Annotated in this window: 11 protein-coding genes; all 11 read left to right on the forward strand. The window is 41.9% G+C overall.

Annotated elements, in window-relative coordinates; all coding sequences use genetic code 11:
- Positions 1-11 precede the first annotated feature (11 nt).
- The 11 genes from DNL43_RS09285 to hrcA all read left to right on the forward strand — a co-directional run bounded on the left by DNL43_RS09285 (position 12) and on the right by hrcA (position 14,723).
- Positions 12-1,721, forward strand: coding sequence for a proline--tRNA ligase (locus tag DNL43_RS09285; protein ID WP_056982592.1), 1,710 nt, complete (start codon positions 12-14; stop codon positions 1,719-1,721).
- A gap of 122 nt (positions 1,722-1,843) precedes the next feature.
- Entirely contained in the window at positions 1,844-6,163 is a 4,320-nt protein-coding gene (locus DNL43_RS09290; RefSeq protein WP_056982594.1) for a PolC-type DNA polymerase III, read from the forward strand.
- 151 nt (positions 6,164-6,314) lie between these two features.
- Entirely contained in the window at positions 6,315-6,788 is a 474-nt protein-coding gene (gene rimP / locus DNL43_RS09295; protein WP_056982596.1) for a ribosome maturation factor RimP, read from the forward strand.
- A gap of 16 nt (positions 6,789-6,804) precedes the next feature.
- On the forward strand, positions 6,805-8,022 hold the full coding sequence (gene nusA, locus DNL43_RS09300; RefSeq protein ID WP_056982599.1) for a transcription termination factor NusA: 1,218 nt from the start codon (positions 6,805-6,807) through the stop codon (positions 8,020-8,022).
- Positions 8,023-8,040: 18 nt separating this feature from the next.
- Positions 8,041-8,340 (forward strand): RNase P modulator RnpM, encoded by a 300-nt coding sequence (gene rnpM / locus DNL43_RS09305; RefSeq protein WP_056982601.1) that lies wholly within the window; start codon positions 8,041-8,043, stop codon positions 8,338-8,340.
- Complete coding sequence (locus DNL43_RS09310; RefSeq protein WP_054768977.1) at positions 8,330-8,647, forward strand: L7Ae/L30e/S12e/Gadd45 family ribosomal protein; 318 nt, start codon at positions 8,330-8,332, stop codon at positions 8,645-8,647. The genes rnpM and DNL43_RS09310 overlap by 11 nt, the downstream gene beginning before the upstream one ends.
- A gap of 4 nt (positions 8,648-8,651) precedes the next feature.
- On the forward strand, positions 8,652-11,222 hold the full coding sequence (infB, locus tag DNL43_RS09315; protein WP_056982602.1) for a translation initiation factor IF-2: 2,571 nt from the start codon (positions 8,652-8,654) through the stop codon (positions 11,220-11,222).
- Positions 11,223-11,237: 15 nt separating this feature from the next.
- The gene (gene rbfA / locus DNL43_RS09320) at positions 11,238-11,591 is read left to right on the forward strand and encodes a 30S ribosome-binding factor RbfA (RefSeq protein ID WP_056982605.1); all 354 of its coding nucleotides are present in this window, start codon (positions 11,238-11,240) and stop codon (positions 11,589-11,591) included.
- An 83-nt stretch (positions 11,592-11,674) separates the two neighbouring features.
- A complete protein-coding gene (gene truB, locus DNL43_RS09325; protein WP_054768976.1) occupies positions 11,675-12,580 on the forward strand; it encodes a tRNA pseudouridine(55) synthase TruB in 906 nt (301 codons plus the stop codon).
- A 17-nt stretch (positions 12,581-12,597) separates the two neighbouring features.
- Positions 12,598-13,554 carry a riboflavin biosynthesis protein RibF gene (ribF, locus tag DNL43_RS09330; protein ID WP_054768975.1) on the forward strand — a complete coding sequence of 319 codons (957 nt, stop codon included), beginning with the start codon at positions 12,598-12,600 and terminating at the stop codon, positions 13,552-13,554.
- Positions 13,555-13,679: 125 nt separating this feature from the next.
- A complete protein-coding gene (gene hrcA, locus DNL43_RS09335) occupies positions 13,680-14,723 on the forward strand; it encodes a heat-inducible transcriptional repressor HrcA (RefSeq protein ID WP_056982629.1) in 1,044 nt (347 codons plus the stop codon).
- Positions 14,724-14,734 lie beyond the last annotated feature (11 nt).

Below are 14,734 nucleotides of genomic sequence, written 5' to 3' on the forward strand. Positions count from 1 at the left end.
GAACCTGACAAATGAAGCAATCACAGATGTTGATCCCTACGTTGAAAGAAACCCCTAAAGGCGCTGAAGCCCTTAGTCACAAAATGTTGGTTAGAGGCGGCTATATTCGCCAAGTCTCAGCTGGTATGTACGCATATCTGCCACTGGCTTTTCGTGTTTTAAATAAGATCGAAGCCATTATCAGACAGGAAATGGTCAAAACATCAGCTCACGAAATGCTGATGCCTGATATTTTGCCTGCTGATCTTTGGAAAGAATCGGGTCGTTATGATACATATGGTCCCGAATTGTTTAAATTTAAAAATCGTCATGATACTGATTTCATTTTGGGACCAACGCATGAAGAAACTTTTACTGCTTTGATTCGTGATTCAATTAAATCATATAAGCAATTGCCACTTGTCTTGTACCAAATTCAAAACAAGTATCGAGATGAAAACCGTCCTCGCTATGGATTGTTGCGAAGCCGTGAATTTATCATGAAAGATGCTTATTCATTCGCAACTAATGAAGACGATTTGGATACCACGTATAAAGCAATGGAACAAGCATATCGGAATATTTTTGATCGAATTGGTTTAAAGTACCGGGTCATCATTGGTAATGGTGGCGCAATGGGAGGTTCTGATTCAAAAGAATTCTCCGCAATGGCTGCTGTCGGTGAGGATACAATTGTTTATTCCGACAAGAGTGATTACTTTGCAAACTTGGAAATGGCAAAATCAAAGGTTTCTGACCAACCCTCTGATGAGGCTGAGAAGGAACTTAAGAAAGTTGAAACACCAAATGCCAAGACAATTGCTGAAGTTGCTGATTTCTTGAAAGTTCCTGAAACTCAAACAATCAAGTCAATGTTGTACATTGCCGACAAGAAGCCGGTTATGGTCCTTGTTCGTGGAGATTATGACGTCAATGACGTTAAGCTCAAGAATTTCTTGGGTGCCGATTTCCTTGATATGGCAACTGACGACGAAGCAAAGAAATACTTAGGCGCTGATTTTGGATCCCTTGGTCCAGTTGGTGTTGGTGAGGACGTTAGAATTGTTGCCGACCAACGAGTTGCCAATATGAAGAATGGCGTTGTTGGTGCTGATAAAGATGGTTACCATTACGTCAATGTTAATTCAGGCAGAGATTTCAGAATTGACGATGTAGATGATTTTGTTGTTGTCAAAGAGGGAGAAGTGTCTCCTGATGGCAAGGGAACCTTGAAATTCACTCGTGGAATTGAAATTGCCCATATCTTTAAGCTGGGAACCCGTTATTCCAAGAGTTTAAAGGCAAATGTCCTTGATGAAAACGGTCGTGCCGTTCCAGTTATCATGGGTTCATATGGAATTGGAGTCAGTCGTTTGTTGTCAGCCATTTCTGAGCAAAATGCCGATGAAAATGGTTTGGTTTGGCCAAAAGCCGTTGCCCCATTTGACGTTCATATTATTCCGGTAAATGCCAAGAAAGCTGTTCAAATGGATTTGGCAACTCAAATTGAAACAACTTTAACCAACGATGGCCTCCAAGTCTTGGTAGACGATCGTAAAGAACGTGCCGGAGTTAAATTTGCCGACTCTGATTTAATGGGAATTCCATTGAGAGTAACGATCGGTAAAAAGGCTGAAGACGGAATTGTTGAAATCAAAGTTCGTCGAACTGGTGAAACAGTTGAAACTAAAGTTGATGAAGTAAGTGCAACAATAAAAAAGATGTTGAAGAATCTTGACTAATGATGTCGTAACTAATTAATATAGACGTATGTTTTCGTCGCTTCTAAACTGGTTGGACCAAAACTTGGGTTTTGCGTCCAGCCAGTTGTTGTAAAAACGTTATTTTTAAAAGAGGTACTGTAATGAGTTTGGATCGAAGCCAATTATTTGAAAAGCTGCTTCAACAGCTTCAATGGACACAGGCAAAGGAGTTGCCTTATTTTCAAGGTGCCAAAATTGACCGCTTGGAAGTTCATAAGCAAAGTCAGCGATGGCAATTTGATATTTCACTTCCTCGAATTTTGCCATTTGAAGTGTTTAAAGATTTTAATGCCCGGCTGGAGTCTGCTTTCAAAGAGATTGCCGATGTTTCTTTAAATATCACGGCTGACAACAATACATTCACCGAGCAATTGCTCCGCCAGTATTGGCAATGGGTTGTTCCCAACAGTGGGGTAACTTCTCCTCTGATGAAGGAACTCTGTGCGGATAAATATCCGTCCATCGTCGACTCACGGGTGGAATTTATTGCTGAAAATGATATCGTTAAAGATTTTATGACCAACACTGCTTTAGGCCCAATTGAAGACACATTTCAACGGGCAGGATTTCCGAACTTTACAATCCACACAATTGTTGATGAAAGCTCATCACAGCAAAATATTCAAGCATTAAAAAAGAAAAACGAAGCCGCCAACGCCCAGTTGGTTAAGAAGGCCAACGAAGCCATCAAAGAAAATGCCAAAGCCCACCCGAAGAGGGGAAACGGTGGCGGTAAATCCACGATTGGCCGTCGAATAAAAGACGATCTGCCAGTTATGAAAATGGAAGAGATCGTTGAAGAAGAGCGATCGGTTGTGGTTTCCGGATACGTCTTTAACAAAGAGATTCGTTCACTGCGTTCCGGCCGCCAGTTATTAATGTTGAAAATTACCGATTATACTTCATCCATTCAGGTTAAGAAGTTCTCCAACAAGGGTGAAGAGGCCTTATTTGAGGGTGTCAATGAAGGCGACTGGGTTAAAGTCCGCGGAAGTGTTCAAGAGGATAACTATTCTCATGAATTAACTTTGAATGCATACGACATTAATCCGATTAAAAAAGTTAGCCGAAAAGATACCGCACCTGAAGACAAAAAGCGAGTTGAGCTTCATCTTCACACAACGATGAGTCAGATGGATGCCACCAATAATATCGCTGATTTTGCCAAGCAGGCAAAAAGTTTCGGCCAAAAAGCATTGGCCATTACTGATCATGCAGGTGTTCAAGGCTTCCCCGATGCGTTTCATGCCGGCGAAAAGAATGATATCAAGATGCTTTATGGTGTTGAAATCAATCTTGTGGATGATGGGGTGCCGATTACTTATAACGACAAACATATTCCTTTAAAGGATGCAACGTACGTTGTCTTTGATACTGAAACAACCGGTTTGTCTGCGATTTACGATCGAGTCATCGAACTTTCTGCCGTTAAAATGCAGAACAGCAATGTCATTGACCAATTTGAGGAATTCATTGACCCCGGTTTTCATTTGTCAGACCGAACAACCAATCTGACTTCTATCACCGATGAAATGGTTCATGGTTCCAAATCCGAGGAAGAGGTCTTTAAGCTATTCCGTGAATTTTGTGGCGATGCGATCGTTGTTGGTCATAATGTCACCTTTGATATGGGATTCATGAACACTGGTTATGTTCGTCACGGTATGCACGAGATGCAAAATCCAATTATTGATACTTTGACGCTTGCCCGGTTCCTTTATCCCAACTTGAGAGGGTATCGGTTGAACACCCTTGCCAAGAAATTTGATGTCAGCTTGGAACATCACCATAGAGCGATTTATGATGCTGAAACCACTGGACATTTGAATTATTTATTCTTGAAGGATGCCGAAGATCGTTATGGGATTGTCTATCATGATGAACTTAATGATCACATGACAGATAACGATGCTTATCGGCACGCTCGGCCATCTCATGCCATTTTATTGGCGAAGACCCAGGCCGGCCTTAAAAACATGTTTAAGATCGTTTCATTATCCAACGTTGACTATTTCTATCGGGTCCCACGGGTTCCACGAACCCAGCTGGAAAAGTTCCGTGACGGAATTATCGTTGGTTCGGCTTGCTCCTCTGGTGAAGTTTTCACTGCGATGATGCAAAAAGGAATGGATGAAGCTCGCCAAAAAGCGCGCTTCTATGATTATCTGGAAGTTCAGCCCAAGCGTGCTTATGCACCGTTAATTGAGTCTGGCTTGATTGCCGATAATGAAAATCTGGAAAAAATCATAACGAACATGGTTAAACTTGGTGATGAATTGAAAAAGCCCGTTGTTGCGACGGGGGACGTTCATTACCTCAATCCTCAGGATTATATTTATCGTAAAATTTTAATTAATTCCCAAGGTGGTGCCAATCCACTTAACCGGCAGGAACTACCTGATTTACATTTCCTGACAACTGATGAAATGCTGGGAGACTTCGAATTCCTTGGCAAAGAAAAGGCTGAAGAAATTGTTGTTACCAACACCAACAAGATTGCCGATGAAATTGACGACGTTCATCCTTTGAAGGATAAACTCTACACACCACGGATGGAAGGTGCCGAGGATGAAATTAAGACTCGGACAATGAACACCGCCCATGCCTGGTATGGTGATCCGCTGCCAAAGATTGTTTCCGACCGTTTGGCGACGGAGTTAAAGAGTATTATCGGTAACGGATTCTCAGTTATTTATTTAATTGCCCAACGGCTGGTTGCCAAAAGTAACAAAGATGGGTATTTGGTAGGTTCTCGTGGTTCTGTTGGTTCAAGTCTGGTTGCAACTCTGACCGGAATTACCGAAGTTAATCCATTACCGCCACACTATCGCTGTCCTAAGTGTCAGCACACCGAATTCTTTACCAAAGGTGAATACAGCTCCGGCTATGATTTACCTCATAAGAAGTGTCCGGAATGTGGCACAAAGATGATTGGTGATGGCCATAATATCCCATTTGAAACTTTCTTGGGATTCACTGGTAATAAAGTGCCTGATATTGATTTGAACTTCTCTGGTGATTATCAGCCAATCGCCCATAACTACACGAAGGTTTTGTTTGGTGAAAAGAACGTATTCAGAGCCGGAACAATTGGCACCGTTGCCGACAAGACCGCTTACGGGTACGTTAAGGCCTATGAACGAGATAAGGGGCAAGTATACCGTCAAGCAGAAGAAGACCGTCTGGCAAAGGGTGCGACAGGTGTTAAGCGGACAACCGGCCAACATCCTGCCGGAATTATTGTTGTGCCAGATTATATGGACATCTATGATTTCACACCCATTCAATATCCTGCTGACGATCAGGACGCTGCTTGGAAGACAACCCACTTTGACTTCCATTCGATCCATGATAATATTTTAAAAATTGATATTCTGGGTCATGATGATCCAACCATGATCCGGATGCTGCAAGATTTATCAGGCATTAACCCAAAGACCATTCCAATGGATGATCCGGGTGTCATGTCGATTTTCTCCAGTCCTAAAGTATTGGGTGTTACCGAAGATCAGATTCAATCAAAGACTGGAACCCTTGGGGTACCTGAATTTGGTACCAGATTTGTCCGGGGGATGCTTGAACAGACTCATCCAAGTAATTATTCAGAACTGCTTCAGATTTCCGGATTGTCACATGGAACCGACGTGTGGATGGGAAATGCCGATGAGTTGATTAAAAATGGGACGGCAACAATTGCCAACGTTATCGGATGTCGTGATAACATCATGACCGATTTGATCAATTGGGGTCTTGATTCCGAACTGTCCTTCCAGATTATGGAAAGTGTTCGTCATGGCCGAGGGATTCCCGACGACTGGCAGGCTGAAATGAAGAAAGCTAAGATTCCGGACTGGTATATTCAATCATGTCTTAAAATCAAGTACATGTTCCCTAGAGCCCATGCGGCTGCTTATATCTTAATGGCCCTTCGAATTGCCTACTTCAAGGTTTATTTCCCAATGGTTTATTACGCTTCTTACTTCTCCGTCCGTGCTGACGACTTTGATATCGTTTCAATGTGTCGCGGCAAAGAAGCTGTTAAAAATGCCATGCGGGCAATTAATGATAAAGGAATGGAAGCATCTACCAAGGAGAAAAACCTGTTAACGGTTTTGGAACTCGCCAACGAAATGCTGGAGCGTGGCTTCAAATTCCAGATGGTTGATTTGAATAAGTCTGATGCCAGTCAATGGCTGATTGATGGTGACACCCTGATTGCACCGTTTAATTCCGTTCCCGGACTTGGACTGAACGTTGCCAAGCAGATTGTTGCAGCTCGTGAGGATAAGCCATTTATTTCAAAAGAAGATTTGGCCAAACGTGGAAAAGTATCCAAGACTTTGATCGACTTTATGACCGAGAACAAGGTTCTGGAAGGGCTGCCCGACGAGAACCAATTAAGCTTGTTTGATATGATGTAATGAGTCTCTGACTTTCGATGAAAAGGTTGTTGAGACTTATCACGGTTGTAATATATTAAGCAATATGGTATAGTTAATTTACTAAATAACTTGTAAGGGAGTGAGCAGAGATGCTCGCTCTTTTTAATGGAAAATTTTAGGAGGCCTATCTTTGAGCAATGTTGTTGAAACGGTCAGACAAGTTGTTGCACCAATTTTAGAAAAACATTCGTTTTACTTATTCGATGTCGAATTTGTAAAGGAAAATAAAAGCTGGTATTTACGGGTATATATTGATAAAAAAGGTGGCATTACCATCGATGACTGTGTTTTAGTCAGTGATGAGTTGAGTGAAAAGCTCGATGCCATGGAGCCTGATCCAATTCCGCAAGCCTACTTTTTGGAAGTTTCATCTCCAGGTGCCGAACGGCCACTTAGAAATGATGAAGAACTTAAACAGGCAGTCGGTGAATATATTCATGTTTCACTCTATAAAAATTTAAATGGCAACAAAACTTTTGAAGGAACATTGAAATCATTGGACGACGATGTGTTAACCCTCCAAAATGATAAGTGGGGTAAGCATGATACGTTGGAAATACCGCGAAATTTGATTGCCAAATCACGGCTCGCAATTCAATTTTAGTAAAGGAGACACAATAATGAGTAAAGAACTTTTAGGGGCGTTATCCGCTCTTGAAGAAGAAAAGGGCATTAAAAAAGAAGTTGTAATCGAAGCCCTGGAAGCTGCATTAGTTTCAGCTTACAAGCGAAATTACGGTCAAGCCCAAAACGTCGAAGTTTCATTTGATGACAAAAAAGGCGAGATGCACGTTTATTCCGTTAAAACCGTTGTCGACGATGTCACCGATGATCAACTTCAAGTATCATTGGACCAGGCACTTGAAATCAACAAAGGTTACGAATTGGGCGATGAAATTAAGTTTGAAGTAACCCCCAAGAACTTTGGTCGGATTGCTGCCCAAACTGCTAAACAAGTTATTATGCAGCGGGTTCGGGAAGCTGAACGGGAAAATGTTTTCGATGAATACTCCAAGTATGAGGATGAATTGGTAACTGGTACCGTTGAGCGTCAGGATACCCGATTTGTTTACATCAACTTAGGCAAAGTGGAAGCTGTTATGGGTTCCAAGGATCAAATGCCGAATGAAGTTTATCGACCACAAGACCGAATCAAAGTCTACGTTACCAAGGTTGAAAATGCGACTAAGGGGCCACAGGTCTTCGTTAGCCGGACAGCTCCGGGGATGCTCAAACGATTATTTGAACAAGAAGTTCCAGAGATTTATGATGGTACTGTAGAAATTGTTTCAATCGCCAGAGAAGCCGGCGATCGGGCCAAGGTTGCGGTTCGTTCCAACAACTCCGACATCGATCCCGTCGGTACGGCAGTTGGTCCAAGAGGTCAACGAGTTCAGACGATTGTTAACGAACTTCATGGCGAAAACATGGACATCGTGGAATGGGATGAAGACGACGCAGCATACATTGCCAACTCACTTAATCCTGCCGAAGTAATTGACGTTATCTTCGACGATGATAACGATCGTGCATGTACAGTCATTGTTCCTGATTATCAGCTGTCATTGGCAATTGGTAAGAAGGGTCAAAACGCTCGTTTGGCTGCAAAATTGACCGGTTTTAAGATTGATATTAAATCAGAAACCGAAGCAAAAGAATTTCTGGCCAATAAAAAGGCAGCTTCAGAGACTGACGATGACAGTGCCGATTCTTCAGACACCGAAAGTCAAGCTGATGATTCCGCAGAAAATGTTGATGACTCGGCAACTGACGAACAACAAGATGTTAAGCCGGATACTCCGGACACTGATGATTCGGATGAGAATGCTAACGACTAATTTTTAGGAGGCGGTTTTTTGAAAAAAAGAAAAATTCCAATGCGTAAAGATATCGTTACTGGTGAAATGGCACCCAAAAAAGAGTTAGTTAGAATTGTCCGTGATTCAGACGGCAATGTGTCGATTGATGAAACCGGTAAAAAATCAGGTCGGGGCGCATACATTTCAATTAATGTTGAAATTGCAAAAAAAGCAAAAGCCGAACACACTTTTGAAAAAGTGTTCTCAACAACTTTGGATGACAACTTTTACGATGATTTAATTGCCTATGTTGATCATAAGCAAGCCCGAAAAGAGTTGTTCGAAGATGGACAATGATCAAGCTATTCTGAATTTCTTAGGTTTAGCCCGCAGAGCCAGCAAAATTGTTTCAGGACAAGACATGATCTTGTCAGAAATTCGAAGCGGTAAGATCTTCTTCCTGTTTATTGCAACGGATACTGGTAAAGCAACTCAAAAAAAGTTTAATGATAAGTCGAATTACTATCATATTCCCGTAAATACCAGTTACACTAAAGCAGTGCTTAGTGATGCAATTGGAATGAAACGAACCATTATCGGGATTTCCGATCGGGGTATGGCAAAAAAATTGGTTGAATTAACCGATAATAATAAAGGAGAGTGATTATATGGGGAAAAAGCGAATTTATGAATTAGCTAAAGAACTAAATGTCTCCAGTAAGCAAATCGTTGACCGTGGTAATAAAAAGGGCTTCGATATCAAAAATCACATGTCAACAGTAGACGCAAATCAAGAGCGTCAAATCAGAGCGATGTTTAGTAAGGGTGGCAAATCTGCAAGTCAGACGAATGGCCACAGTAATGCCAGCCAGCATGCTGCCGCAAAGCCAAGTCACAATGCAGGTGGAAACACACCTCATACAACTAGTTCAAACCATGCTGAACATACGACTGCAAATCATTCTCAGAGTCGCCCAGCTGCTCATTCAAATAACAGCAGCAACAGCAATCACTCTGAAAATCATAATAGCCAGAACAATCATTCAGCAAATCACAGTAATACCAATCACACGAATTCCGCTCACAATACCAACTCAACAAATCAACGGAATCATTCTAATAACAATCATTCGAATAATTTCAATCATTCAGGAAATTCGAATCAATCAAATAATAACCATAACAGTTCAAACAATGAACACCATAATAATCACTCTTCGAATAACGCTTCTTCACGTCCAGCTGCAAGTCACTCAACAAGCAGCAATTCATCAAGTAATCATTCGAATAACAACTCCAACCGTTTTTCAAACCACAACACGGGAAGCGGTCGTTTTGGCGGCAGCTTAAACCGGAATAATAATCGTGGTGGTTCAAGAAAAGCCAATAAGAAGCGTAACAAGAAGCAACGTAAGCAAAAGAATCAACGATTACGTGAAGTAGAGCATCATGGTGCACCTGAACGTAAGAATCGTCCATTACCAAAGGTTCTTGAGTATGAAGATGGCATGAATGCACAAGAGTTGGGAAAGCTGCTTCACAGAGAGCCTGCTGAAATTGTTAAGAAGTTATTTATGTTGGGTGTCATGGTTAACCAAAACCAATCACTTGATAAAGATACGATTGAAATTTTAGCTGCCGATTACGGTATTGAAGCAAAAGAAAAAGTCCATGAAGATCTTTCAAACTTGGATAAGATTTTTGAAAAAGAAATGAAGAATACCGATCATTTGGTATCCCGGCCACCAGTTGTGACGATCATGGGACACGTTGACCATGGTAAGACAACCTTGCTTGATCATTTGCGTCACTCACACATTACTGCCGGTGAAGCAGGTGGAATTACTCAAGCAATTGGTGCTTATCAAGTTCGTCATGGTGACAAAGTCATTACCTTCTTGGACACTCCTGGACATGCGGCCTTTACTGAGATGCGTGCCCGTGGTGCCAACATTACCGACATTACCATTTTGGTTGTTGCCGCTGATGATGGTGTCATGCCACAAACCATTGAAGCAATTAACCATGCGAAAGCTGCCAAGACACCAATCATTGTTGCGATCAACAAGATTGATAAACCGGATGCCAATCCACAGCATGTTACCGACCAATTGATGCAATATGGCTTGGTTCCTGAAAAACTTGGTGGTGACACAATCTTCGTTAATATTTCTGCCAAATTCGGTAAGAATATTGATGAATTACTTGATATGATCGCTTTGGAAGCTGAAGTCATGGAATTGAAGGCTGATCCAGATCAACCTGCTGCAGGTTCTGTTATTGAAGCCCGTTTGGATCAAGGTAAAGGCCCAGTTGCCACTTTGTTGGTTCAACAAGGAACCTTACACGTTGGTGACCCAATCGTTGCCGGCCATACATTTGGTCGAGTGCGGACAATGACTAACGAGCGTGGGCGTGAGTTGAAGAAAGCAACGCCTTCGATGCCTGTTTCAATTACCGGTTTGAATGAAGTCCCAGAAGCCGGTGATCGTTACGTCGTCTTCGACGATGAAAAGACTGCCCGTTCAGTTGGTGAAGAACGTGCCAAGGAAGCTCAAGTTGAAGAACGTCGTAAGACAACCAGAGTAACCTTGGACAGCTTGTTCGATTCGCTTAAAGAAGGCGAAATGAAGGAAGTTGACATTGTTATCAAGGCCGACGTTCAAGGTTCAGTTGAAGCTTTGGCAAATAGTCTTCAAAAGATTGAAGTTAAGGGCGTTAAAGTAAGCATCATTCATTCTGGCGTTGGTGCCATTAATGAAAGTGATGTTGCCTTAGCTGAAGCAAGTAACGCCATTATTATTGGTTTCAATGTTCGACCAACACCACAAGCCAAATCACAAGCTGATTCTGATCATGTTGATATTCGTCTTCACCAAGTTATTTATAACGCAATTGATGAAGTTGAATCAGCCATGAAAGGAATGCTTGCACCAACTTATACCGAAGAAGTTACCGGTCAAGTTGAAGTCCGTGATATCTTCAAGGCTTCCAAAGTTGGAACAATTGCTGGTGGAATGGTTGTTGACGGTGTCGTCAAGAAGAATAGTAAAGTTCGTTTAATTCGTGACGGTGTGGTTGTTTACACTGGTGAATTGAACAGTTTGAAACGCTTCAAAGACGATGTTGACGAAGTTAAGCAGGGATTTGAATTAGGCTTGACCATCAAAGACTATAATGATATTAAAGTTGGCGATGTCATCGAGGCATACGTTATGAAACAAGTGCCTGTCAAGTAATTTGGAGGTGTTTCTATGGCTCATTATCGTGTAGGCCGATTGGAACAGGAAATTCAAAAAGAAGTGAACGATATTCTGTTAAAGCGTGTCCGTGATCCTCGAGTTCAAGGCGTTACTTTAACGGGTGTTGAAGTCACTGGTGATCTTCAGCAAGCCACTATCTACTACAGTATTTTGTCCGATAAAAAAGAGGATGAAGAGACAACTGCTAAAGGATTGGAAAAGGCTTCCGGCTTAATCCGTGGCGAGCTTGGCCATCGTCTTAGCATCTATAAGACACCAGAGATTAAATTTGAATTGGATTCATCCGTTCAATATGGAGATAAAATTGATCGGTTAATTAATAAGCTTAAACAAAGTGGTGAATAGCCACCTCAACTGCTCATGCCTTTATGGCTGAGCAGTTTTTTTGTGATATAATTTTTATACATGAAAAAACTAGGAGAATTCGAATGGATGGAGTAATTGCGTTATACAAAGAGCGTGGCATGACTAGTCACGACTGCATCAGTAAGTTAAGAAAAATTTTGCATACCAAGAAGGTTGGGCATACCGGAACGTTGGATCCAAATGTGGACGGGGTTCTGCCAATTTGTATTGGCCAAGCAACCAAAATCAGTGAGCTGCTAATGCATTCCGGAAAAGTTTACCGTGGCGCGATCACGTTGGGAATGGCTTATGACAGCGAGGATTTAGATGGCAAGTTAATCGAACAGGTGCCGATCCAAAAGCCAGTTACGAATGAGGAGATTGATCAAGCACTGGCTAAGCTTACGGGGGATATTATGCAAACCCCACCAATGTATTCGGCAGTTAAGGTTAATGGCCACAAATTGTATGAGTACGCGCGAAAAGGCATGACGATTGAGCGGGAACCACACCCGATTCACATTGATTACTTCAAACAAATTAAACCAACAACTTATGATGAAAATGCCAAAACCCAGACCGTTTATTTCGAAGTCGGCTGTTCAAAAGGCACTTATGTCCGAACGTTGGCGGTTGATTTTGGGAAAATACTGGGACTGCCTTCTGTGATGTCTGATTTAACCAGAATCCAAAGTGGTGGTTTTAATATTTCTCAGACTTCAAAATTATCTGAGGTTCAAGCAGCTGTTGATGCAGGAAACGTTAGCGCAGTTCTTCATCCGTTATCCGAAGCATTGGCTGAATATCCCGTCTATCAACTGGATGACAGCCGTTGGACGATTGTGTCTCACGGGGGCTTTTTAGACAAGTCGATTTGCCCGAATAATGATCCGGTTGTCAGACTTGATTATCAGCAAAATGTGAAGGCTTTATATAAATTAGATAAATCGATCGGCCAGTACCGGCCGTTTCGAATGTTCTTAGCTTAAAAATTGGGGTGTTAGTAATGAAAATATCAAGGTTACATTATCCATTGGCCGACGAATTTAAAGTTGACGGCTCGACAGTCGTTGCAATGGGATTTTTCGATGGCTTTCATAAGGGTCATCAGGCAGTATTACAGCGAGCAAAGGATGAGGCTGAAAAACGTGGTGCCAAGTTGGCTGTTTTAACTTACGATCATCATCCGGCAATTGTGTATCGGAAAATGTCACCGCATGAGCAGCGATACTTAACTTTAAACGATTATAAAATGAAGTTGTTTAAAGATTTTGGTGTCGACCAGGTCTTTTTGGTTAATTATTCTTATGATTTTCAGAGCCAAACGCCTGAACAATTTGTGAACAACTTTTTGAAGCGTTTCAACGCTGTGGCAGTGGTAGCAGGATTTGACCACACATACGGCGATAAGAAAGTTGCCACGATGGCGAACTTTCCAAAGTACGTAAAAGGCGCCTTTGATGTGATTACCGTTCCGGCAGTTGATATTAATGGCAAAAAGGTCAGTTCTACCCGAATCCGGATCGAACTTGACTCGGGTGATGTTGACAGTGTGACTGAATTGCTTGGCCGGCCATTCCAGACTCGTGGGGTGATTGTTCACGGTGAGGAGCGTGGCCGTCTTTTAGGGTATCCGACAGCCAACGTCAAGCATTCTGAGTACCAGTGGCTACCAGCGATTGGAATTTACGTTGTAACCGTTGAGATTGCCGGAAAACGCTATTTGGGGATGGCATCTATTGGAAAGAATGTGACTTTCTCAGATGTTCACCCAATGACGGTTGAAATTAATTTGATGGACTTTGACCACAACATTTATGGAGAAGTCGTCAACGTTAACTGGCTGTCATTCTTAAGAAATGAAATCAAATTCCAGACACCCGAAGATTTAATCGATCAGCTTGATAAAGATAAACAAGCCACTCGAGAATACTTGGAGCAGCATCCTGACGTCATCGATTAGCACTATTAGCACTCAATGCAAATTAATGCTAAAATAAGGCTATATTCCCTTGACTTATAAAGGATGGTTTGTTAAATTATAAATGTGCCTTAGCACTCGGGTATATTGAGTGCTAAAAAGAGGTGATTTGGGTGCTAACGGATAGGCAAAAAAATATTCTTCAAATAATCATTCGTGATTACACAAGAACAGGGATGCCAGTTGGTTCCAAGGCATTGGCTGAGGAGTTTCCGACCCACGTTAGTTCCGCGACGGTCAGAAATGACATGGCTGCACTTGAATCAAAGGGCTTAATCAATAAAACCCACTTTTCATCAGGAAGGGTTCCGTCAATTGAAGGTTATCGTTATTACCTCGATAACCTTGTTCAACCGGACCCGCTTGATGAGGGGGCGGAAGATTTAATTAAAACGTCTTTTAACAATGAATTCGATCGAATTGATGAGATCGTTCAGGAATCAGCGAAAGTTTTATCTGATTTGACCAACTACATGGCTTTAACGTTTAATCCCGAATCAGGGGATAACGTTAAGCTTGGCGGTTTCCGGCTGGTTAAGCTGGATGACCGACAGGTAATGGCAATTATTGTTACCAATACCGGTCATGTTATTGATAAGATTTTCCGGTTGGCAAATGTTTCATCCGAACAACTTGAAACCATCGTCAACATTATCAACACGGAGTTGGTTGGCAAGCCTTTGAAGGAAGTCATGGACAAGTTGAAACTTGATATTCCAATGCTCATGACGAAATATATTCAAAGTCCAGAGGGATTCTTGAAGATCTTTGGCGATATGCTGACCGAAGCCGGTCGGGATAAAGTTCATGTTGACGGTCAACTGAATTTATTGAAATTCGCTGAACGTCAAAATATTGATCGTTTAAAGCCGCTTTACCATTTGCTTGGCACCGAGGATTCGGTTTCAAAGATTATTGATCCGAACTCCAAAGATGTTCAGGTCCGGATTGGCGGAGAGCTTCGTAACGATTTGTTGAAAGATTATAGTATTATCACAGGAACTTATGACTTAAAAGAGTATGGCCACGGTGTGATTGCTGTCATTGGACCGACCAGGATGCCTTACTCAAAAGTTATTGGAATAGTCGGGGCTTTAAGAGAAGAATTAACCAAGAAGCTGCTGGGCTATTACGATGATGATAACGATTAATTTAAGGAGGC

Source organism: Lentilactobacillus kefiri (assembly GCF_009739535.1).
Taxonomy (GTDB): Bacteria; Bacillota; Bacilli; order Lactobacillales; family Lactobacillaceae; genus Lentilactobacillus; species Lentilactobacillus kefiri.

Bases quoted from the DNA above. Each gene is read 5' to 3' on its own strand.
- DNL43_RS09285 (WP_056982592.1), top strand. From the start codon at position 12: ATGAAGCAATCACAGATGTTGATCCCTACGTTGAAAGAAACCCCTAAA.
- DNL43_RS09290 (WP_056982594.1), top strand. From the start codon at position 1,844: ATGAGTTTGGATCGAAGCCAATTATTTGAAAAGCTGCTTCAACAGCTT.
- nusA (WP_056982599.1), top strand. From the start codon at position 6,805: ATGAGTAAAGAACTTTTAGGGGCGTTATCCGCTCTTGAAGAAGAAAAG.
- DNL43_RS09310 (WP_054768977.1), top strand. From the start codon at position 8,330: ATGGACAATGATCAAGCTATTCTGAATTTCTTAGGTTTAGCCCGCAGA.
- infB (WP_056982602.1), top strand. From the start codon at position 8,652: ATGGGGAAAAAGCGAATTTATGAATTAGCTAAAGAACTAAATGTCTCC.
- rbfA (WP_056982605.1), top strand. From the start codon at position 11,238: ATGGCTCATTATCGTGTAGGCCGATTGGAACAGGAAATTCAAAAAGAA.
- truB (WP_054768976.1), top strand. From the start codon at position 11,675: ATGGATGGAGTAATTGCGTTATACAAAGAGCGTGGCATGACTAGTCAC.
- ribF (WP_054768975.1), top strand. From the start codon at position 12,598: ATGAAAATATCAAGGTTACATTATCCATTGGCCGACGAATTTAAAGTT.